We start from the raw sequence: 21,265 nt of genomic DNA, 5'->3' as shown, positions 1-21,265 counted from the left end.
TCCACCCCCCGGTTCGGTCACTATAGAAGTTGCACTTCGCGACCAATCACTGAGGATCGAGTCTTGACTGAGCAGCTTCGACTGATGGCCGTACACGCCCACCCCGACGACGAGTCGAGCAAGGGCGCGGCCACCATGGCCAAGTATGTGTCCGAGGGGGTGGACGTGCTGGTCGTGACCTGCACGGGAGGCGAGCGCGGCTCCATCCTCAACCCGAAACTCCAGGGCGACGCGTACATCGAGGAGAACATCCACGAGGTGCGCAAGAAGGAGATGGACGAGGCCCGGGCGATCCTGGGCGTCAAGCAGGAGTGGCTCGGCTTCGTCGACTCGGGCCTGCCCGAGGGTGACCCGCTGCCGCCGCTGCCCGAGGGCTGCTTCGCGCTGGAGGACGAGACTGTCGCGGCGGGGCGCCTCGTCGCCAAGATCCGCGCGTTCCGGCCGCAGGTCGTCACCACGTACGACGAGAACGGGGGCTACCCGCACCCCGACCACATCATGACCCACACCATCTCGATGATCGCCTTCGACGGAGCGGCGGACACCGAGAAGTTCCCCGAGGCGGAGTTCGGCCCCGCCTGGACGCCCCAGAAGCTCTACTACAACCAGGGCTTCAACAAGCCGCGCACGGTCGCGCTGCACGAGGCGCTGCTCGCCCGCGGCCTCGAGTCGCCGTACGGGGACTGGCTGGAGCGCTGGAAGGAGTTCGAGCGCGCCGAGCGCACGCTGACCACGCACGTTCCGTGCGCGGACTTCTTCGAGATCCGTGACAAGGCGCTGATCGCGCACGCCACGCAGATCGATCCGGACGGCGGCTGGTTCCGCGTGCCGATGGAGATCCAGCGGGAGGTCTGGCCGACCGAGGAGTACGAGCTGGCGAAGTCCCTCGTCGATACCTCCCTCCCCGAGAGCGACCTCTTCGCGGGCATCCGCGACAATGCCTGATATGTACGCGACTCAGGCACTGACGCACCTCGTCCCGCTCGCCGAGGAACTCGACAAGAACAAGGTGACCCCCGGGGTCCTGGGCTTCATCGTCTTCGCAGCGCTCGCCGTGGGCGTGTGGCTGCTGATGAAGTCCATGAACCGGCACATGGGGAAGGTGGACTTCGAGGAGTCGCCGGAGGAGACGGACGCGGCCGGGGCCGCGGAGGTTGTGGGTTCCGCGAAGCGGAAGTAGTGCGGGGCGGGGGCGGGCCGGTGCGGGTGCCGGTGCGGGTGCCCCCGCCGGGTTGTCGGCCGGCTTGGCGAGGTGTCCTCAAGCGCCGGACGGGCTGAAAAGATGCCCTCAATCGCCGGGCGGGCTTGATTTGGGCCGGGGTGGTCCGTTGGGTGCCCTCATGCGCCGGGCGGGCTTGATTTGGGCCGGGGTGGTCCGATGGGTGCTCTCAATTGCCGGGCGGCGGGCTTGATGTGCCGGGTGGGCTTGCTTTGGGCGTCTGTGGGATGGCCACGCCCATGATTTCGCGGGCCTGGCGGGTCGGGGTCAGGCCCAGGCGCCAGGCCTGCCAGCCGTCCTCCAGGGACACGCCCCGGTTCAGGACCACCCGGAACGCCTCCGCGCAGTCGTCCAGCTTCGCGTCCCGTGTCGGATGGCCGGCCGCGATCAGGTCGGCCAGTTCCTGCTGGGCCACCACCGTGCCCACCTCGATGCCGCCCGGCGATGCGTATGGCAGCAGCGTGCAGCGCAGGAAGCGGGCCCAGTCCGCGCCCCGCGCGTCGCCGTACGAGTCGAACAGCGCGGCCGCCTCACCGCACAGCTCCAGGGCCTGCGGCGCGCGCTGGTTGCCCGCGTCGATCAGGACCAGCTCCAGAGCCGTCCAGGCCTCCCCGTGCGCGACCCCGATGCGGCGGAAGTCTGCCCGGGCGTCGACCAGCAGCTGACGGGCGAAACCGGAATTGCGCAGGTTGCCCGTCTGCGCGGCCCGCTGGTCGCGGGTGACGCGTCCCGAGTGGTGGCGGGCGCACGCCAGCCCGTACACGTCCCGCATCCGGGAGAACATCGTGCGGGCCCGTTCCAGCTGCCGTACCGCCTGATCGGTGTCCCCGGCCTCCTCCAGCGCCTGGCCCAGGTAGTACAGCGTCCACGCCTCACCCCGGGCGTCCTCGCTGTCGCGGTGGCGGGCCAGGGCCGCGTTCAGCTGCTCGACCGCGGGGGCCGGGTCGCCGTCCAGCAGCCGGGCCCGGGCCAGCTGGGTCAGCGCCCACGCTTCGCCCCGCTCGTCCCGGGTCCGCCCGTACAGATCCAGGGCCGTACGCAGCGCGGTCTCCGCCCGCTCCACATCGCCCATCCGCAGGCGCACCTGGCCCAGCTGGAACTGCGTCCACGCCTCCCCGTGCAGCGACTCGCCCTCGCGGTGCAGGAGGAGCGCGGTGTCCAGGAGCTCCAGCGCCTCGGCCAGGCGGGCCCGGTCCCGCTCCACCGCGGCCAGTGCGTGCAGCGACCACGCCCGGTCCGCGGCCTGGGACGCGGAGGACTGCAGCGCGATCGCCTCGCGCAGCCGGGCCGCCGCCTCCGTCAGGTTGCCCTGGTGGTGCAGAGTGATGCCGAGCGAGCACAGCGCCAGCGCCGTACCCGAGTCGTTCTGCGCCTCGCGGTACAGGCCGACGACGGACGACAGCGTGGTGCGGGCCTTGTCCAGCTCGCCGAGCTGGCGGGCCGCGATACCGGTCCGCCACTGCACCGACCGCTCCAGCAGCCCCTGGTCGACCGCCTGCGTCAGCTCACTGATCTCGCCCAGCCGGTAGAGGTCGCCGCGCAGCAGGCAGTAGTCGCACAGCGCGCCCAGGAGGTCGAGCACCGCGCCCTGGTCGACGCCCTCGCTGTGCCGCAGCGCGGACGTGATGAAGCTCGACTCGTCGTCCAGCCAGCGCAGCGCCGCGTCGAGGGAGCCGAAGCCGTGCGGGCCGAACTGCCCGGCCCGGGTGGACATCTTGCCGTCGACCATGCGGATCACCGCGCCCGCCAGTTCGGCGTAGTTCGCGATGAGCCGTTCCTGTGCGGCGGTGCGGTCCGCGGCCTCCTCCTCGTCGTTCAGCCGGGCCAGGGCGAAGCCCCGTACGAGATCGTGCAGCCGGTAGCGGGAGCCCCGTACGTGGTCCAGCAGCCCGGCCCGGGACAGGGCGGTCAGCAGCCGTCCGGCCTCCTGCTCGTCGGCCGACAGGAGCGCCGCGGCGGCCGCGGCGCCGAGGCTGGCGCGACCGGCCAGCGCGAGACGCCGCAGCAGCCGCCTGGCCTGCTCGGACTGGTCGGTGTAGCGCAGCCACAGGGCCCGCTCGACCGGCGGGACCGGTCCGTAGGCGGCCAGATCGGCGGCCAGGGTGCTGGGGGTGCGCTCCCCGAGCGAGGAGCCCGCTATCCGCAGCGCGAGTGGCAGGCCGCCGCACAGCTCGGTGATCGCCTCACCGGCCGGGAAGTCGTACGGGCCCTGCCCGTCGTCCTGGGACGCCCCGCGCAGCAGCTCCTCCGCGCCCGCCGCGTCCAGCGCCCCCACCTCCAGCTGGTGCACCCACGCCGGCAGGGACTCCGGCAGGTCGAGCGGCTCGCGGGCGGTGACCAGGACCAGGCTGTCCGAGCGCTCCGGGATCAGGGTCCGGACCTGCTCGGCGTCGCTCGCGTCGTCGAGGATGACCGTCACCGGGGTGCCGGTCAGGTGCTGGTGGTAGAGCTCGCTGAGCCGGCGCACCTGCTGCTCGGCGGAGGAGCTGTCACGGAAGAGCAGTTGTTCGCGGGGGGCGCCGAGCCGGTTCAGCAGATGCAGCAGCGCGTCCCGGGTCGGCAGGGGCGGTTCGTCGTCCGCGCCGCCGCGCAGGTCGACGACGCACGCGCCCCGGAACTGGTCCTTGAGGCTGTGGGCCGCCCGCACGGCCAGGGTGGTGCGCCCGGCGCCCGGTGGCCCGTGCAGGACGACGACGGCCGGCTTCGTCTCCGTCGACGCGCGGGCGGCCTGCACCCACTGGGCGATGCGGGCCAGTTCGGCCCGGCGTCCCGCGAACTCGCCTTCCGCGGTGGGCAGGTGGCCGAACGACTGCTCCAGGAGCGCGCGCATGCGGGCAGCCGCGCTGCGGTCCCCGCCGCGCAGTTGCGGTGCGGTCCGGTCCGCTGCGGCCTTCTTCTTCGCCGGGGTGCGGGAGGAGGCGGTCAGCATGCGCTGCTGGTCGATGAAGGGGCGGATGCCCCGTACCTCCAGGGCCGTCAGCCACTGGAGGCGCAGTTGTTCGGTGCCACCGGGCTGTCCGAGGGCTCCGGCCCGGCGGTGCGCGGCCGGCCAGTGCGAGGCGGTGACCTTGGCGACGGTGGCGGTGGCGCCGGCGACCGCGACGACGGCGCCCGCGCCGAGTGCCAGACCGGACGCCGTGCCGAGGGCGACGTCGGCACCGAAGGCCGCGGCGGCGGCAACCCCCGTGACCAGCAGGGGCGTTCCGAGCGTGGCCCGGTTGAACCGCCGGCCCAGGGGCTGCTGCCCGGCCGATGCGGCGTCGAGGGCCTGGGTGTACGCGGTGTACTCGTCGCCTGCCGCGGCCGCCAGCGTGTCCATCGCGGCGCGGCCGCGTGCCATCAGCGGGCCGGGGTCGGTCCGGCCGCCGGAGCGGCGCACCTCTTCCTCCACGGCCCGTGCCAACAGCCGTTCGGCTTCCGCCCGGTGGCTGTCCCGCATACGTCCCCCTCGGTTCCTGCCCCTTCGGCCGGTCCGGCGACCCGGCCGCGCGAGCTACCAGTCTCCTGTGCGGGAGCGGTGCGCGACAGGGAGTCCGCGAGGAGAAACCGGACTCTCGCGGTCAGCGGCGGCGGGTCAGGCCGGTCCGGCGGGGCCGGACGGGGCGGACGGGTCGTGCGTGATCAGGTCTCCCGGCTGGCACCGGAGGACTTCGCAGATCTTCGACAGGGTCGAGAAGCGTACGGCTTTGGCCCGCCCGTTCTTGAGCACGGACAGGTTGACGACGGTGATCCCCACCTGTGAGGAGAGTTCGGTGAGTGTCATGCCACGCTCGGCGAGGACGCGGTCGAGGTGGATCCGGATGCTGTGGGCTTCGTCGTCGGGCATCAGATCGTCGCTTCGATGTCCTCGCGCATGCGCACGCCTTCGCGCATGATCCGCCCCAGGATCACCGCGGCCAGGCCGGCGAGGACCAGGGCCATCGGCCCGGAAAGGCCCGGCCCGGAGTCCATCACCGGCGACATGCCGGCGGCGAGCCAGGACTGTGACCAGCCGACGACGAGGCCGGCCAGCGGTGTGCCCACGGTGACGAACCAGCCGAGAGCCGAGAGCCGTCGCGCCACCGTGTCCGTGAACGGCCCCTGCCGCAGGACGCCCGTCAGCAGCCGGGAGAAGAGCAGGAGCGCGAGGGCGCCGAACAGCAGCCAGGGCAGTTCGCCCCCGAGGTCGGCGGCCCGCTGCCCCACGGAGGGATCGTCCTGGCAGAGGCGCGCCGTGCTGCTGGACGCCTTCACGCCCTCGCCGACGGGCAGGCCGTCCGGCCCGAACGAGGCGTTGGCCCAGAACCCCGTCTTCACGCAGACCGCGCCGTCGTCGAGCATGTGGGTGGCCGCCGTGCCGAGGCAGGCGAGCCCGCAGAGCACGGCCAGGCCGAAGGTGACCGAGGCCAGAGCCCTCGTCATCCGTGTGTTCACGCACAACCCTCCATATCGATGGTCGATATGGAGGAGGCTAGTGGAACATATCGATATTCGACAAGTCGCCTCTGGTCTCGCCCGCGTCGGGAGGATGCGAGCCGGCACTCCTCCCCTCTGTTCGCGCATGGCCCCCTGTGGCGTATGGGCGGGGCGGAGGCGCGTGCGCAAGGATGGGGGCATGTCCAACCGACTTGCGCAGGCCACGTCCCCGTACCTCCTCCAGCACGCGGACAACCCGGTCGACTGGTGGCCGTGGGAGACGGCCGCGTTCGAAGAGGCCCGGCGGCGCGACGTGCCCGTGCTCCTGAGCGTCGGCTACAGCGCGTGCCACTGGTGCCACGTCATGGCGCACGAGTCCTTCGAGGACGAGGCCACCGCCGCGTACATGAACGAGCACTTCGTGTGTGTCAAGGTCGACCGCGAGGAACGCCCCGACGTCGACGCCGTCTACATGGAGGCCGTGCAGGCGGCGACCGGCCAGGGCGGCTGGCCGATGACCGTCTTCCTCACCGCGGACGCCGAGCCCTTCTACTTCGGTACGTACTTCCCGCCCGCGCCCCGCCACGGGATGCCGTCCTTCCAGCAGGTGCTCGAAGGGGTCGTGGCGGCCTGGACCGACCGGCGTGACGAGGTCGGCGAGGTCGCCTCGCGCATCGTCCACGACCTGTCCGAGCGCACCCTCGCCCACGGCGGCGAGGGCCTGCCCGGCGAGCCGGAGCTCGCCCAGGCGCTGCTCGGGCTGACCCGTGAGTACGACCAGAAGCACGGCGGTTTCGGCGGCGCGCCCAAGTTCCCGCCGTCGATGGCGATCGAGTTCCTGCTGCGCCACCACGCCCGCACGGGGGCCGACGGCGCGCTCCAGATGGCGGCCGACACCTGCGAGGCGATGGCCAGGGGCGGGATCTACGACCAGCTCGGCGGCGGATTCGCCCGCTACGCGGTGGACCGGGAGTGGGTCGTCCCGCACTTCGAGAAGATGCTCTATGACAATGCGCTGCTCTGCCGGGTGTACGCCCATCTGTGGCGCTCCACCGGGTCGGAGTCCGCACGCCGGGTGGCGCTGGAGACCGCCGACTTCATGGTCCGGGAACTGCGCACCCCGGAGGGCGGCTTCGCCTCCGCGCTGGACGCCGACAGCGAGGACGCGGACGGCAGGCACGTCGAGGGCGCGTACTACGTCTGGACGCCCGCCCAGCTGCGCGAGGTGCTGGGCGAGGAGGACGCCGCGTACGCCGCCGAGCTCTTCGCGGTGACCGAGGAGGGCACCTTCGAGGAGGGATCCTCGGTGCTCCAGCTCCCGGCGGCACAGACCACGGACGAGGCGCGCGCCGCCGACGTACGGGCCCGGCTGCTCGCAGCCCGCGAGCTGCGGGCCCGGCCCGGGCGGGACGACAAGGTGGTCGCGGCGTGGAACGGGCTCGCGATCGCAGCCCTCGCCGAGACCGGGGCGTACTTCGACCGGCCCGACCTGATCGAGCGCGCCACCGAGGCGGCCGACCTGCTGGTGCGGCTCCACATGGGCCCCGTCGCCCGGCTCGTCCGCACGTCCAAGGACGGTGTCGCCGGGACGCACGACGGCGTGCTGGAGGACTACGGCGATGTCGCGGAGGGCTTCCTGGCCCTGGCCGCCGTCACCGGCGAGGGGACCTGGCTGGAGTTCGCGGGCTTCCTCACGGACATCGTGCTCCAGCACTTCACCGGCGAGGGCGGGCAGTTGTACGACACGGCGGACGACGCCGAGCAACTGATCCGCCGCCCGCAGGACCCCACCGACAGCGCGACCCCGGCCGGCTGGACGGCGGCGGCCGGTGCGCTCCTCTCGTACGCCGCGTACACCGGATCGGAGCCCCACCGCACGGCCGCGGAAGGCGCGTTGGGCGTGGTGAAGGCGCTGGGCCCGCGGGCGCCGCGGTTCATCGGCTGGGGGCTCGCGGTGGCCGAGGCGCTGCTCGACGGGCCGCGCGAGGTGGCGGTCGCCGGACCGGTCGGCGGCGCCCTGCACCGTACGGCCCTGCTCGGGCGGGCGCCCGGCGCGGTGGTCGCGGCGGGGGAGACGGCGGGGTCGGAGTTCCCGCTGCTGGCGGAGCGCCCGATGCTGGGCGGTGCGCCGACGGCGTATGTGTGCAGGCACTTCGTCTGCGAGGCGCCGACGACGGACCCGGAGGTGCTGGCCGGGGCGCTCAGGGGCGCCGGGAGCTGAGGCTCACAGCCGCAGGCCGGTCTCCAGGGTGTCCAGCGCCTCGTCGATCATCGTGATCAGGTCGCCCTCCTGGCCGTGCTCGCCCCAGTACAGCGTGACCTCGCGCAGCGCTCCCAGCACCGCCGCGGTGAAGATCCGGATGCGCAGGTCGTCCGCGCTGCGGCCGGTCCGGTCGGCGAGGACCTGGGAGAGCAGCTTCGCGGTGTCCGACATGGTCTCCGTCATCCGCGCGCGGATGGCGGGGATCTCCACCATCAGCCGGGTGCGCCGGCGCAGTTCCTCTTCCTCCGCGGTGACGAACGACGTCAGGGCCTCGCGCATCATCAGCCGCAGGGACTCCAGCGGAGGCTCGTCCAGCGGGCGGCTGCGGAGCGCGGTCACCATGAGCGGGTCGTACGCGTCGGTGAGGACGATGTCCTCCTTGGTGGCGAAGTACCGGAGCACCGTGCTCGGCGACACCTCGGCCGCCTCCGCGATCTGCTCGATGGTCGTCGCCTCGTAGCCCTGCTCCTGGATGAGGCGGTACGTCGCCGTCCGGATCGCGACCCGTGTCTTGAGCTTCTTGCGCTCGCGCAGCCCCATCGGCTGTGCGTCGGGTGCGGTGAGGGAGGAGGTACGGGGGGTGGCGGCCATGGTCGCCATTGTCGGGGATCGGCCGGGGCCGCGGCCCATCGTCCTCCACGAAGGGCCGCGGCCCTTCGTGGAGCGGAGGGGGCGTGCGGGGGGTGCTCAGGCGTGGTTGTAGGCCACCAGGGAGATGCCGACGTAGTGGACGACGAAGGCCGCCAGGGTCAGCGAGTGGAAGACCTCGTGGAAGCCGAAGTAGCGCGGTGACGGGTTCGGCCGCTTGATGCCGTAGATGACGCCGCCGGCGCTGTAGAGCAGCCCGCCGACGACGACGAGCACCAGCACCGCGACCCCGCCGGCCCGCATGAAGTCCGGCAGGAAGAAGACCGCCGCCCAGCCCATCGCGATGTAGCAGGGGGTGTAGAGCCAGCGCGGGGCGCCGACCCAGAAGACCCGGAAGGCGATGCCCGCGACCGCCGCCGCCCAGACCGCCCACAGGAGCGGCGTCCCCGTGGACTCGGGCAGCAGGAGCAGGGTCAGCGGGGTGTAGGTGCCCGCGATGATCAGGAAGATGTTCGCGTGGTCGAGCCTGCGCAGTACGGCCTCGCCGCGCGGCCCCCACGTACCGCGGTGGTAGACCGCGCTCACGCCGAAGAGCAGGCACGCCGTCGCTATGTAGATCCCGCAGGCGATCCGGGCGCGGGTGCTGTCCGCGAGTGCGATGAGCACGATGCCCGCGATGAGGACCGCCGGGAACATCCCGGCGTGCAGCCAGCCGCGCATGCGTGGCTTCAGCTCGGCGTCGTCGTCGGTTCCGGCAGGTTTCAGCCCGGCGGGGTCGGGCGCGGCGGCGGGAGCAGTCATTCCCGCATCGTACCTACGCGTCCGTAGGTATCGGATCCGAGTGGCGATGCTCACGTGGGCGGCCCCCTGGACATATGGGCGGATCGGTCGGATGATCAAATGAGTGCGGTCGGCACCGGATGAGCGCCAGGGAATTCGAAAGGGTAGAAGCATCCGGGTCGCAGCCCCCACGGGGCCTACCAAACACACACCCTCATCAAGGAGCGATCGTGGCGCGAGACATCGCGGCTCCCCTCACTGTCCCCACCCACCACCAGGAGCTCGTCGCCTGGGTCGACGAGATCGCAGCCCTGACCGAGCCGGACCGAGTGGTCTGGTGCGACGGTTCCGAGGCCGAGTACGAGCGCCTGTGCGGGGAGCTCGTCGCCAAGGGCACGTTCACCAAGCTCGACGAGATCAAGCGCCCGAACTCGTACTACGCCGCCTCCGACCCCAGCGATGTCGCCCGCGTCGAGACCCGGACGTTCATCTGCTCCGCGAAGGAGGAGGACGCCGGTCCGACGAACCACTGGAAGGACCCCGCCGAGATGCGGGAGATCTTCGTGGGGGAGAAGGGTGTCTTCCGCGGCTCGATGCGGGGTCGCACCATGTACGTCGTGCCCTTCTGCATGGGCCCCGTCGGCTCGCCGCTCTCCGCCATCGGCGTCGAGATCACCGACTCCGCGTACGTCGCCGTCTCCATGCGCACCATGACCCGCATGGGACAGGCCGTCCTTGACGAGCTCGGCACCGACGGCTTCTTCGTCAAGGCCGTCCACACGCTCGGCGCACCCCTGGAGGAGGGCCAGGAGGACGTCCCGTGGCCCTGCAACTCCACCAAGTACATCTCGCACTTCCCCGAGGACCGCGAGATCTGGTCGTACGGCTCCGGCTACGGCGGCAACGCCCTGCTCGGCAAGAAGTGCTACGCGCTGCGCATCGCCTCCGTGATGGCACGCGACGAGGGCTGGCTCGCCGAGCACATGCTGATCCTCAAGCTGACGCCGCCGCGCGGCGAGTCGAAGTACGTCGCCGCCGCGTTTCCGAGCGCCTGCGGCAAGACGAACCTGGCCATGCTGGAGCCCACGATCTCCGGCTGGACCGTCGAGACCATCGGCGACGACATCGCCTGGATGCGGTTCGGTGAGGACGGCCGCCTCTACGCGATCAACCCCGAGGCCGGCTTCTTCGGCGTCGCGCCCGGCACCGGCGAGCACACCAACGCCAACGCCATGAAGACCATGTGGGGCAACTCCGTCTTCACCAACGTCGCGCTCACCGACGACGGCGACGTCTGGTGGGAGGGCATGACCGAGGAGCTTCCGCAGCACCTCACGGACTGGAAGGGCAACGACTGGACCCCCGAGTCCGGCACGCCCGCCGCCCACCCCAACGCCCGCTTCACCGTCCCGGCCGGCCAGTGCCCGATCATCGCCCCCGAGTGGGAGGACCCGAAGGGCGTGCCGATCTCGGCCATCCTCTTCGGCGGCCGCCGCGCCTCGGCCGTCCCGCTGGTCACCGAGTCCTTCGACTGGCAGCACGGCGTCTTCCTCGGAGCGAACGTCGCCTCCGAGAAGACCGCCGCCGCCGAGGGCAAGGTCGGCGAGCTGCGCCGCGACCCGTTCGCCATGCTGCCGTTCTGTGGCTACAACATGGGCGACTACATGAACCACTGGCTGAAGGTCGGCGCGGACAAGCCGGACCAGTCGAAGCTCCCGAAGATCTACTACGTGAACTGGTTCCGCAAGAACGAGGCCGGCAAGTTCGTCTGGCCCGGCTTCGGCGAGAACAGCCGCGTCCTGAAGTGGATCGTCGAGCGCCTGGAGGGCAAGGCCGAGGGCGTCGAGACCCCGATCGGCATCCTGCCGGCCAAGGGCTCGATCGACACCGAGGGCCTGGACCTGTCCGAGTCCGACCTGGACTTCCTGCTCAACGTGGACAAGGAGGTCTGGCGCGAGGAGGCGGCGCTGATCCCCGAGCACCTCAACACCTTCGGCGACCACACGCCGAAGGGCCTGTGGGACGAGTACCGGGCGCTGGTCGAGCGCCTGGGCTGATCCCCCGAAACTCCGCGGTCGGCCCCCGACATCCGCCCTGACCTGTGGGGTCAACGGCCCGCCGCGGTAGGGACGTGCACGAACACGGCCCTGGCCCCCGGAACCGGCAGCGGTTGCGGGGGCCACTCCCTTTCCCCGGGGGGCTCGGCTGTCACGGGTGCCCCGGCCTGCCGTGTCCGTACTCCGGTTGTGACCGGTCCGAGCTGTCCCGGGCGCGTACCCCGGCTTACGTTTGACCGGGCCGTGCCGGGGGGTGCGGGGAGCAGGGGGAGCGGGATCATGACTTACGCCGGTCTGCCGCCGTACCCGGACCAGCACACCGGCATGCCGCCCCGGCGCGCCCGCACCCCGCGCTGGGTGGTGGCCCTGACAGTGGTGATGGTCTCGCTGCTGGTCCTGTCGCCGGTCGCGCTCGTGGTGGCGTTTTTCTACGCCTCGGGGAAGAACCACGAGGGACTGCGTTTCCCGTCCCAGGACGTGAGCATCTCCTCCTGCCGGAAGGACGCGCTCACGGGTGACCCCGTGGCCGAGGTGCGGGTCACGAGCCAGGCGAATCGGCCCGGGAGCTTCACGGTGCACCTCGCGTTCCGTGACCAGCGGGGCAAGGACGGGGGCGAGGGCAGGAGCGAGCCGGCGGGAAAGCGCACCGTCGTCTTCAAGGACCTGGCGGTGGGCGCGAGCGCGAGCAGCCGGATCACCGGGCCGGTCCCGGTGCGGGGCGGGCCGCAGTGCGTGCTCGCCGACGTGACGTTCCTGTCGACCGCGCTGGCCCGGAGGCCGGCGAACCCCGTCCCGTGACGGGGGCCCACCCCCTACCGCGGTAGCACCCTCACATTGGCTCCGGGGTATGACGCCCGGCGCCCGGCCGTCCCCGCACGCTGTGCACCGTCAGCACGAGCAGAGCGCGAAGGGGCAGATCATGAGGCGACGCAACGGCAAGCAGCGGGAAGCGGCCGGCCGGCCGGAGGGGCCGCCCGGCACGTCCGCGGCCGCCGTCGAGCTCCTCGGCGTCCGGCGGCAGTACGGCCGCGGCGCGGGCACCGTGCACGCGCTCGCGGGCGTCGACCTCGCCCTGCCGCGCGGCACGTTCACCGCGGTCATGGGCCCCTCCGGATCCGGCAAGTCCACCTTCCTGCAGTGCGCCGCCGGGCTCGACCGGCCCACCTCGGGATCGGTCCGCCTGGGCGGCACGGAGATCACCGGCATGAGCGAGAACGAGCTCACCGAGCTGCGCCGCAACCGCATCGGCTTCGTCTTCCAGGCCTTCAACCTGCTGCCCTCGCTCACCGTCGAGCAGAACGTACTGCTCCCCATGCGCCTCGCCGGGCAGCGCCAGGACCGCCGCCGGGCGGACGCCGTCCTCGCACAGGTCGGCCTCGCCGGCAAGGCGAGGCGCAGGCCCGGCGAGCTCTCCGGCGGCCAGCAGCAGCGCGTGGCCGTCGCCCGCGCCCTGGTCAGCAGCCCGGACGTGGTCTTCGCGGACGAGCCCACCGGCGCCCTCGACACCGGCACCGCCGCCGAGGTCCTCGGCCTCCTGCGGCACGCGGTGGACGCCCTCGGCGCCACCGTCGTCATGGTCACCCACGATCCGGCCGCGGCAGCCTGGGCCGACCGGGTGCTGTTCCTCGCCGACGGTGCGTTCGCCGGCGGCCTGGAGCGCGGGTCGGCGGAGCAGATCGCCGCGCGGATGACGGCGCTCACCTCCCGTACCGCCCCTGTGGGCGCTATGGCGGGGGTTGCGGCGTGAGATTCGTCCCCAACGGTCTCGCCCGCGCGGCCGTCCGCTTCAAGCCCGCGTCGTTCGCGGGCACCTTCGTCGCGCTGATGATGTCCGCGCTGATCGTGTCGGCCTGCGGCATCCTCCTGGAGACCGGCCTGCGCGCGTCGGTGCCACCCGAGCGGTACGCGAACGCGCCGGTCGTCGTGGCGGCGGACCAGTACGAATACCTCGTCACGGGCAGCGGCGAGGACCGTGAGGAAGAGGCGGTCCCGCTGCCGGACACGGCACGGCTGGACGCCGGACTGGTGGCGAAGGCCGCCACCGCCCAGGGCGTGGCCGCCGCCGTCCCCGACTTCACCTTCCCGGTGCGGGCGGCGGCCGACGAAGGGGCCGCCCCGGGGCAGCACGCCACCGGCGCCCGCGAACTGCCCGTTCCGGGCGGCGTGCTCACCGGGCACGGATGGGGCTCGCACGCCTTCACCGGCACCGCGCTGACCACCGGCTCCGCGCCCCGTGAAGGCGAAGTCGTGCTCGACGCGGGAACGGCCCGCACCGCGCACGCCTCCGTCGGCGACACCGTCGCCCTGCGCACCGCCACCGGGCAGGGAGAGTTCCGCGTCGCGGGCGTCGCCCGGGCCGGATCCGCGGACACCGCCCACGACACGGGAGCCGCCGCCCTCGCCTGGTTCGCCGACGCCCAGGCGCCCACGCTTGCCGGCCACCCCGGCAAGGCGGACGCCATCGCCGTACTGGCGAAGCACGGCAGCGACGCCGACGCCCTCGCCGGCTCCGTGAAGAAGGCCCTCGCCGGTTCCGGCGCCGACGTGCACGTCGGCGACGACCGGGGCGCCATCGAGGACCCGGGCCTCGGCTACGCCAAGCAGACGCTCTTCGGGATCGGCGGCTCCTTCGGCGGCATCGCCGCCATCGTGGCCATCTTCACCGCGGCCGGGACCGTGGCCCTGTCCGTATCCCAGCGGGCCCGCGAATTCGCGCTGCTGCGGGCCGTCGGAGCCACCCCGCGCCAGATCCGCCGCGCGGTCGCCTCCGAGGGACTGCTCGTCGCGCCGCTCGCCGGAATCCTCGGCTGCCTGCCCGGCATCGGGCTCGCGCGCTGGTGGTTCGGGCAGCTGCAGGACCGGGGGGCGATCCCCGAGGCGGTGCGGGTGCACGTCTCCGGCCTGCCCCTTCTCGTCGCCGTCGGCATCGGCCTGCTCACCGCGCTCGCCGCGGGCTGGGCGGCCGGGCGCAGGCCCGCGAGGACCAGGCCGGGCCAGGCGCTGACGGATGCGTCGGTGGAGCGGCTGCGGCCGGGAGTGTTCCGTACGGTGCTGGGCATCGGCGCCCTCGTCGGCGGCGCCGTCCTCACCGGGGTGTCCGCCGGTTCCGCGGGGGACGACGCGGCCGGCGCCGCCCTCGGCGTCGTCATGCTCTTCATGCTCGCGGTCGGGCTGCTCGGACCGATCGTGGCGCGGGTGTCCGCGGGCCTCTTCGGCCTCCCGCTGCGCGGGGCGGGCCCGGCCGCTCAGCTCGCGGCCGCCAACTCCCGTACCAACGCCCGCCGCCTCGCCTCCGCGATCACGCCCATCGTGCTCGCCATGGCCTTCGGCTCGACGCTCGTCTTCATGCACACGAGCGAGAACCACGTGGCCGACAAGCAACTGCGCGCGGGCATCACCGCGGACCACGTGGTCACCGACCCGGCCGGGCTCCCGGCGGACGCGGCGGCCCGGGCCGCCCGCGCACCGGGCGTGGAGGCGGCCGTCGGCCTGCTGGACACACAGGTGCTGGTGCCGGTCGGCTCCGGCGAGTTCAAGTCGCTCCTCGGCGCGTCGACCCAGGGCGTCACCGGCTCGGGCGCCGAACTCGCGCAGGTGCAGGACCTGGACGTACGCGAGGGCAGCCTCGACCGGATCGGCACCGGCCGCATCGCCATCGACAGGACCCTGGCGAACTCGGCCGACGCCGGCGTCGGCGACAAGCTGCCGCTCTACCTCCCGGACGGCACCGAGGTCAGCCCGCAGATCGTCGCCGTCTACGGACGCGGCCTCGGTCTGGCGGCGGTGACCATGGACCGGGCGTCCCTCGCCGGGCACGTCACCTCGGGCTTCGACCGTACGCTGCTGGTACGCGGCGGCGCGGAGAAGGACCTCACCGCCCTGGGCCAGGTCACCGATGCCTCCGGCTACGCCACCGAGCAGAACCTCGACGCGAAGCTGGGCGCCTGGTCCAACACCACCATGGCCGCGGTCCTCGGCGGCTTCGCCGCCATCGCCGCCGTCAACACGCTGGTGATGACGGTCCTCGACCGCCGCCGCGAACTGGGCACCCTGCGCCTCGTCGGCTCCACCCGGCGCCAGGTGCTCCGGATGCTGCGATGGGAGAGTCTGCTCGTCTCCGTCGTCGGCGTCGTCCTCGGCTCCGCGATCGCGGCGGCCACGCTGATCCCGATGATGCGCGGCACGACCGGCGAAGGGCCGTACGTACCCCCGCTGCTGTACGGATCCTTCGCGGCCGCCGCCTGCGGCCTGGCCCTGCTCGCGGTCACGCTGCCGGGGCGAGCCGTGCTGCGCCGCCGGTCGTCGTAGCTCATGCCTGAGGGGCGCAACGGACAGCACGTCGGTCCCGCCGCATGCGTGAGGGGCGGCAGCCGACAACATGTCGCTCCCGCCCCTCACGAAAGAGGTGGCACCCGGTCCACGCGCCTCGACGGCTGTGGACCGGGGCCGTCAGAGGGCGCCGACCAGCCGCGGCGGAGCGGCGGGGGAGTCGGCGGCGGCAGCGGCGGAGACCGCTGCGGTGTGGGCGTCCATACGCTCGGCCGAGAGGATCGCGACCACCGTGTCGGCGCGGGACGCCGCCACGACCAGCGCCCGGCCCGCGAGGGCGTGGGCACGGCGGTGGAGGGTGATCGCGGGCGCGTCGCTCAGGCGCGCGTGCCGGGCGGGCGGTGCGCCGCGCAGCCTGGCTACCTGTCCGGCGATGCGGTCGCCCGCCTCGCCGAGACCCAGTTCGTCGGTGACCGCGAGCAGCGCCGCCAGGTGCCCGGCGAGCTGAATGTCCAGCTCCTCCTCGCGGGTGCGGTGCGGGAAGTCGCCGGCGTGGTCGGCCGGTGTGTGGACCGATTTGGTGCGGATCGGTTCGTACATGGATGGCCTCCTGGTGATGCTGTGAGGACCATCCTAGCTTGGATTCAGTCTAAAGTTGTCTGTCTTCGAGGCTGGATGGCCGGGCAGCGGCAAAGCTTGTCTAAAGGCCCCAGCCGCGCTTGCGGGCGATCTGCACGTTCTCCAGCACGCCGGGCGCGTGGGGAACGAGGATCGCCGCGGAGTGAAGTAGGTGGTGACCAGGTACGAGATGAGGGCCTGCTCGCTCAGGCCCATGAAGCGCACCGACAGGCCCGGCTTGTACTCGTCCGGCAGACCGGTCCGGCGCAGGCCGATGACGCCTTTACAGCCCACGGGCGTCGGACTGGCGCCCGATCGCGGCGATCGTCCTCGGGTGGGCCAGGAAGAACCTGGTACCCCGGCGGCGGCAGAGGAGTTCGTCCATGTCGTCCCGGCTGGGCGGTCCCGAGTGGCACCGGACGGTCCGCAGGGCGATCCGCCGGACCGGTACGTCCCACCGCCCGCATCGCACCACGTCCCGGAAGCGTGCGGGAGCCGGCTGACGGCACCACGTTGGTGCCGCGGTTTCGGGGGTGGTCCCGGCCGTCCGCCGGGGACAGCCCGGGTGGCTCCTCCCGGGTGGCCCGCCCCCGGCGCCTGCTGTCGACTGTGACCAACGGCCCCGCCGAGGTGGCCGAGGACTGAGGAGCCAGTGATGACACGCCACACCAGGACGGCCGCCTTGCTGTCTTCGGCACTGCTGCTGGCGGCCGCGGCAGCCGGATGCTCCGACAACGGGTCCGCCGGTGGCAGCACCCGCGGGGCCGACACCGGCGGGCAGAACAGCGGCCGTCAGGTCGATGTCCCCGCCGCGGCGTCGAAGTCCCCCGCCGCGACCAAGTCGTCCGCCGCGACCGTCTCCGCGAAGAAGGGCACGTTCGGCAAGTCCCTCGTGGACAGCAAGGGCATGACGCTCTACGTGTTCGACAAGGACACCAAGAACAAGTCCAACTGCGACGACTCCTGCGCCAAGTCATGGCCGCCGCTCCTCGACACGGACGCACCGACCGCAGGCAGCGGGGTCAAGTCGGACCTGCTGAAGACGACGCCCCGGAGCGGCGGCAAGAAGCAGGTGACGTACAACGGCCACCCGCTGTACCGCTTCAACGGGGACCGGAAGGCCGGTGACGCCAACGGACAGGCCACCGACGCGTTCGGCGCCAAGTGGTACGTCATCAGCCCCGAGGGCAAGAAGATCACCACTCAGCCGACGAACGACACCGGCAACGGCTACTGATCCCCGCCGGTCCGCCTCCGAGGGCGGGGCGAAGAGCGGCACAGCCGACCCGGAAGCCACCCAGGACTGCCTCGTGCTGCGTCGGGCCCTCGAGCAGCGCGCCGGACGCCGCCGGCGTCCCGGCCCTCGCGAGGCTGCCCGGCCATCGGCGCCGGTCCGCGCCACCGACCCAGCGAAGTGAGCTGGGTGAGTGGTCTTGCCGGCGGCCCTGGGAGAGGCCCACGAAGGCGGGCAGGAATGTCGAGCCCGTACCACGCCCATCAGCGGAGCCCTCGATGAAGCGCACATCCATGGCAGCCATCTGTGCTGCCACAGCCCTGCTCACCGCGACCCTGAGCAGCTGCTCCGACAGCTCCGGAGATTCCTCGGCGGACGGCTACGGTTCGACGACCTCCACGAAGGTCGAGCAGGCCATCGTGAAAACGAAGACCGCCGGAAAACTCGGCACCATTCTCGTCGACGACAAGGGCCGCACCCTGTATCTGTTCCTCGCCGACAAGAAGAACCAGTCGAAGTGCACCGGAGACTGTGCCGAAGCCTGGCCACCGCTGATGAGCAAGGGCACCGCCGAAGCCGGCAAGGGGGTGGACGAGAAGCTGCTCGGCCTCACCAAGCGTTCAGGGTCGGCCGAACAGGTCACGTACAACGGCCACCCCCTCTACTACTACGCGGGCGACACCGATCCCGGCCAGACCAACGGCCAGGGACTCGACCAGTTCGGCGCCGCGTGGTACGTGCTGGACGCCAAGGGCAAGCAGGTCGTGAACTGAGCGGCGTGAGCGGGGCGAGCGGCGACCGCGGAAACCGGAGACGGAGTCCCGCTGCCCGCGCTGCCCTCGGTGTTCTTGGTGTCCTCGTTCCCGTCGCGGTCGGCGTCGGCACCTACCTCTTCGGCGAGCAGCACACGCCTGACTTCAACAGTGGTCTCTACGGCGAACACGGCATCACCGCCATGGATCTGAAAGCGCGGCTCGGCAGCGCCCTGCTGTGCGTCGCGCTCATTCAGCTCTGTCTCGCCCTGTGGATGTACGGCCGCGTGCCCGGTGCCCGGCCCGCGTCCCGGCCCGTGCGGCTCGGGCACCGGGTGCTCGGGCTCCTGGCCCTTGTCTTCTCCCTGCCGATCGCCTACCACTGCCTGATGACCTACGGGATCGAGACGACGTCCCCGCGGGTAGCGATCCACTCCTTCACCGGATGCGCGTTCTACGGCGCGTTCGTGGCCAAGGTGATCGTCGTACGCAGCCGGCACCTTCCCGGCTGGCTGCTCCCTGCGATGGGCTCCCTGCTCGTGCTCGGTGTGGCTCTCCTGTGGTACACGGCGGCCCTCTGGCAACTCGGCGGCGGCGCGGCCCCGGGCTTCCCCTCGACCTGAGCACACGGTCGGACACGTTGCCCTAAGATCGACCGGCCGTAGGACGCCGACGTCAGGAGGGACGCGATGACCGGTCAGGTCGCCGCGGTGAGCCGCAACGAGGCGTACTCGTTCAGCAAGCGCCAGCGCTCTTCCATCACGCTGCTCGCGGGGCTCGGGGTGGAAGGGGACGTGCACGCGGGTGAGACGATCCGCCACCAGTTCCGCATGACCTACGAGCCGGACGCGCCCAACCTGCGCCAGGTCCACCTGATGCACGAGGAGCTCTTCGACGAGCTCGCTCTCAAGGGCTTCACCGTCTCCGCGGGCCAGCTCGGCGAGAACATCACCACGCGCGGAGTGGATCTCCTGGGCCTTGCGACAGGTGCCTTGCTCCGCCTCGGCGAGCAGGCGGTGCTCCAGGTGACGGGACTGCGCAACCCGTGCGCGAAGATCAACGACTTCCGCCATGGCCTGCTCGGTGAGGTGTTCGCCATGGACCCCTTGTCCGGCGAGTTCACCTTCAAGTGTGGAGTCATGGCCGTGGTCCGCCGTGGAGGGACCGTCCGCCCCGACGATGCCGTCGAGGTCGTCATACCGCCCCTGCCCCACAGACCACTGGAACGGGTCTGAGTCCTACGGGAAGTACCGGCCGGGACGAGGCCGGCGAGCCGTACCCGTCGTCCGCGAAGCGGTGGCCTCCTGCAAGCGGTGGGGGAGCCGACGCAGTATCGGCGTCTCCCGGCGACCGTGGAAAGCGGGCTGCCCCACCCACGTAGGGCGGGTGGGGCTGGGCTCAAACCTGTCCGTACCCGTCCAGGAAGTGGGCGATCCGGCCGATCGCGTCCGTCAGGTCCTCCGTGGAGGGCAGCGTCACGACGCGGAAGTGATCGGGGTCGGGCCAGTTGAACCCCGTGCCCTGCACCACCATGATCTTCTCGGCACGCAGCAGGTCGAGGACCATCTGCCGGTCGTCCTTGATCTTGTAGACCTTGGGGTCGAGCCGGGGGAAGAGGTACAGCGCCCCCTTCGGCTTCACACAGGTCACGCCCGGAATCTGCGTCAGCAGGTCGTACGCCACGTCCCGCTGCTCCAGGATCCGGCCGCCCGGCAGCACCAGGTCGTTGATCGACTGCCGCCCGCCGAGCGCGGTGGCCACGGCGTGCTGCGAGGGCATGTTGGCGCACAGCCGCATGTTGGCGAGGATCGTCAGCCCCTCGATGTACGAGGAGGCGTGCGCCTTCGGCCCGCAGACGGCCAGCCAGCCCGACCGGTACCCGGCGACGCGGTAGTTCTTGGACAGCCCGTTGAAGGTGAGCACCATCAGATCGGGGGCGATCGTCGCCGTCGGCGTGTGCGTCGCGCCGTCGTACAGGATCCGGTCGTAGATCTCGTCGGAGCAGACCACCAGGTTGTGCCGCCGGGCGATCTCCGTCAGTTCACGCAGCATCTCGTCGTCGTAGACGGCGCCTGTGGGATTGTTCGGATTGATGATCACCATCGCTTTGGTGCGGTCGGTGATCTTCCGCTCGATGTCGGCCAGGTCCGGCATCCAGTCCGACTGCTCGTCGCACCGGTAGTGCACGGCCGTGCCGCCGGCGAGCGAGACGGAAGCCGTCCACAGCGGATAGTCCGGAGCGGGTACGAGCACCTCGTCGCCGTCGTCGAGCAGGGCCTGCATCGACATCTGGATCAGCTCGGAGACGCCGTTGCCCAGGTAGATGTCCTCGACGTCGAGGTCGATCCCCTTGGTCTGGTAGTGCTGCATCACCGCCCGCCGCGCGGACAGCAGGCCCTTCGCGTCGCCGTACCCGTGCGCGCCCGACAGGTTGCGCAGGATGTCTTCGAGGATCTCGGGCGGGCACTCGAAACCGAACGCGGCGGGGTTGCCGGTGTTCAGCTTGAGGATGCGATGACCTGCTGCTTCCAGCCGCATCGCCTCCTCGAGCACGGGGCCTCGGATCTCGTAACAGACGTTGGCGAGCTTCGTGGACTGGATGACCTGCATGTCTGCGAGCTTACGACTGTGTTTCGCGGGCCGCCCGGCCTTTCCCCGTCCATTGACCCACCCGGGTCGCTCCGTCCGCCGCCCCGGCTTCCATCACCATGCCCGCCGCGCCCCCGGACCGTCGGAATCCGGGGCGCGGGCGGGGCCGGGGCTTGGAATGGGGTGGAACGGGGACGTGACAGGCCGGACCGGGTGACATGCACCACGGCGCGCCGCGGCCCTCGGTTACTACTGGGCCTTGTCCTCGGCGAGGGTGTGGGCGACCAGCGCGTTGGCGTGGCCGTGCCCCATCGCGTGCTCGGACTTGAGCCAGTTCACGAGTTCCATGTGCTTGGTCAGCGGCGAGGCGCGGATGAGGTCCTTCCACTCCGCTACCGGACGGCCGTACTTCTGCTCGATCGACGGGAAATAGCTTGCGGGGCCCTTCACTGCATCGGTCATGCCGGAAGTCTGGCAGCCGGGTCTGACAGCCGGTCCCTT

Annotated in this window: 19 protein-coding genes and 1 pseudogene; 11 read left to right on the top strand and 9 right to left on the bottom strand. The window is 71.7% G+C overall.

Features of this window, described 5'->3' with window-relative positions; translation table 11 throughout:
- The first annotated feature begins 63 nt into the window (after positions 1 to 63).
- Positions 64 to 945: a mycothiol conjugate amidase Mca gene (mca, locus tag ABTX18_RS15085; protein WP_352123169.1), complete on the top strand. Its 882-nt coding sequence runs from the start codon at positions 64 to 66 to the stop codon at positions 943 to 945.
- 1 nt (position 946) lies between these two features.
- The gene (locus tag ABTX18_RS15080; RefSeq protein ID WP_352123168.1) at positions 947 to 1,180 is read left to right on the top strand and encodes a hypothetical protein; all 234 of its coding nucleotides are present in this window, start codon (positions 947 to 949) and stop codon (positions 1,178 to 1,180) included.
- A 208-nt stretch (positions 1,181 to 1,388) separates the two neighbouring features.
- On the opposite strand, the gene ABTX18_RS15075 is transcribed toward ABTX18_RS15080, so the two are convergent.
- The 3 genes from ABTX18_RS15075 to ABTX18_RS15065 all read right to left on the bottom strand — a co-directional run bounded on the left by ABTX18_RS15075 (position 1,389) and on the right by ABTX18_RS15065 (position 5,632).
- Positions 1,389 to 4,658: a tetratricopeptide repeat protein gene (locus ABTX18_RS15075; RefSeq protein WP_352123167.1), complete on the bottom strand. Its 3,270-nt coding sequence runs from the start codon at positions 4,656 to 4,658 to the stop codon at positions 1,389 to 1,391.
- 135 nt (positions 4,659 to 4,793) lie between these two features.
- Positions 4,794 to 5,045 (bottom strand): helix-turn-helix domain-containing protein, encoded by a 252-nt coding sequence (locus tag ABTX18_RS15070; RefSeq protein WP_352123166.1) that lies wholly within the window; start codon positions 5,043 to 5,045, stop codon positions 4,794 to 4,796.
- Positions 5,045 to 5,632, bottom strand: coding sequence for a DUF2975 domain-containing protein (locus tag ABTX18_RS15065; protein WP_352123165.1), 588 nt, complete (start codon positions 5,630 to 5,632; stop codon positions 5,045 to 5,047). Before ABTX18_RS15065 ends, ABTX18_RS15070 begins: the two co-directional genes overlap by 1 nt.
- Positions 5,633 to 5,813: 181 nt before the next feature.
- Between ABTX18_RS15065 and ABTX18_RS15060 the strand changes: the two genes are divergently transcribed.
- Complete coding sequence (locus ABTX18_RS15060) at positions 5,814 to 7,835, top strand: thioredoxin domain-containing protein (RefSeq protein ID WP_352123164.1); 2,022 nt, start codon at positions 5,814 to 5,816, stop codon at positions 7,833 to 7,835.
- A 3-nt stretch (positions 7,836 to 7,838) separates the two neighbouring features.
- On the opposite strand, the gene ABTX18_RS15055 is transcribed toward ABTX18_RS15060, so the two are convergent.
- Positions 7,839 to 8,468, bottom strand: a complete 630-nt coding sequence (locus ABTX18_RS15055; RefSeq protein ID WP_352123163.1) for a TetR/AcrR family transcriptional regulator — start codon at positions 8,466 to 8,468, stop codon at positions 7,839 to 7,841.
- Positions 8,469 to 8,564: 96 nt separating this feature from the next.
- On the bottom strand, positions 8,565 to 9,266 hold the full coding sequence (gene trhA, locus ABTX18_RS15050; protein WP_503061154.1) for a PAQR family membrane homeostasis protein TrhA: 702 nt from the start codon (positions 9,264 to 9,266) through the stop codon (positions 8,565 to 8,567).
- Positions 9,267 to 9,475: 209 nt separating this feature from the next.
- On the opposite strand from trhA, the gene ABTX18_RS15045 reads away from it, so the two are divergent.
- The 4 genes from ABTX18_RS15045 (at position 9,476) to ABTX18_RS15030 (ending at position 15,610) form a co-directional block, all read left to right on the top strand.
- Positions 9,476 to 11,302: a phosphoenolpyruvate carboxykinase (GTP) gene (locus ABTX18_RS15045; RefSeq protein ID WP_352123162.1), complete on the top strand. Its 1,827-nt coding sequence runs from the start codon at positions 9,476 to 9,478 to the stop codon at positions 11,300 to 11,302.
- A gap of 279 nt (positions 11,303 to 11,581) precedes the next feature.
- Positions 11,582 to 12,100: a hypothetical protein gene (locus tag ABTX18_RS15040; RefSeq protein WP_352123161.1), complete on the top strand. Its 519-nt coding sequence runs from the start codon at positions 11,582 to 11,584 to the stop codon at positions 12,098 to 12,100.
- A 121-nt stretch (positions 12,101 to 12,221) separates the two neighbouring features.
- A complete protein-coding gene (locus ABTX18_RS15035; RefSeq protein ID WP_352123160.1) occupies positions 12,222 to 13,049 on the top strand; it encodes an ABC transporter ATP-binding protein in 828 nt (275 codons plus the stop codon).
- Positions 13,046 to 15,610 (top strand): ABC transporter permease, encoded by a 2,565-nt coding sequence (locus ABTX18_RS15030; RefSeq protein ID WP_352123159.1) that lies wholly within the window; start codon positions 13,046 to 13,048, stop codon positions 15,608 to 15,610. The genes ABTX18_RS15035 and ABTX18_RS15030 overlap by 4 nt, the downstream gene beginning before the upstream one ends.
- A gap of 141 nt (positions 15,611 to 15,751) precedes the next feature.
- Here the strand turns inward: ABTX18_RS15030 and ABTX18_RS15025 are convergent, their stop codons facing one another.
- On the bottom strand, positions 15,752 to 16,171 hold the full coding sequence (locus tag ABTX18_RS15025) for an SCO4983 family protein (protein ID WP_352123158.1): 420 nt from the start codon (positions 16,169 to 16,171) through the stop codon (positions 15,752 to 15,754).
- A gap of 100 nt (positions 16,172 to 16,271) precedes the next feature.
- Positions 16,272 to 16,610, bottom strand: a pseudogene (locus tag ABTX18_RS15020) (Crp/Fnr family transcriptional regulator); the annotation flags it as partial.
- A gap of 234 nt (positions 16,611 to 16,844) precedes the next feature.
- On the opposite strand from ABTX18_RS15020, the gene ABTX18_RS15015 reads away from it, so the two are divergent.
- The 4 genes from ABTX18_RS15015 (at position 16,845) to ABTX18_RS15000 (ending at position 19,410) form a co-directional block, all read left to right on the top strand.
- The gene (locus tag ABTX18_RS15015) at positions 16,845 to 17,426 is read left to right on the top strand and encodes a COG4315 family predicted lipoprotein (RefSeq protein ID WP_352123157.1); all 582 of its coding nucleotides are present in this window, start codon (positions 16,845 to 16,847) and stop codon (positions 17,424 to 17,426) included.
- 275 nt (positions 17,427 to 17,701) lie between these two features.
- Entirely contained in the window at positions 17,702 to 18,196 is a 495-nt protein-coding gene (locus ABTX18_RS15010) for a COG4315 family predicted lipoprotein (protein WP_352123156.1), read from the top strand.
- Positions 18,197 to 18,201: 5 nt separating this feature from the next.
- The gene (locus tag ABTX18_RS15005) at positions 18,202 to 18,798 is read left to right on the top strand and encodes a DUF6529 family protein (protein ID WP_352123155.1); all 597 of its coding nucleotides are present in this window, start codon (positions 18,202 to 18,204) and stop codon (positions 18,796 to 18,798) included.
- A gap of 66 nt (positions 18,799 to 18,864) precedes the next feature.
- On the top strand, positions 18,865 to 19,410 hold the full coding sequence (locus ABTX18_RS15000) for an MOSC domain-containing protein (RefSeq protein ID WP_352123154.1): 546 nt from the start codon (positions 18,865 to 18,867) through the stop codon (positions 19,408 to 19,410).
- A 163-nt stretch (positions 19,411 to 19,573) separates the two neighbouring features.
- Here ABTX18_RS15000 and ABTX18_RS14995 read toward each other — a convergent pair whose 3' ends face one another.
- Entirely contained in the window at positions 19,574 to 20,785 is a 1,212-nt protein-coding gene (locus tag ABTX18_RS14995; protein WP_352123153.1) for a pyridoxal phosphate-dependent aminotransferase, read from the bottom strand.
- 228 nt (positions 20,786 to 21,013) lie between these two features.
- Entirely contained in the window at positions 21,014 to 21,226 is a 213-nt protein-coding gene (locus tag ABTX18_RS14990) for a DUF4287 domain-containing protein (protein ID WP_352123152.1), read from the bottom strand.
- Positions 21,227 to 21,265 lie beyond the last annotated feature (39 nt).

It is taken from the genome of Streptomyces sp. NPDC096323 (genome assembly GCF_040302845.1).
Classification (GTDB): Bacteria; Actinomycetota; Actinomycetes; order Streptomycetales; family Streptomycetaceae; genus Streptomyces.
Note: the sequence above shows the minus strand (reverse complement) of the source record. Positions and strands in the feature narration are given on the sequence as shown.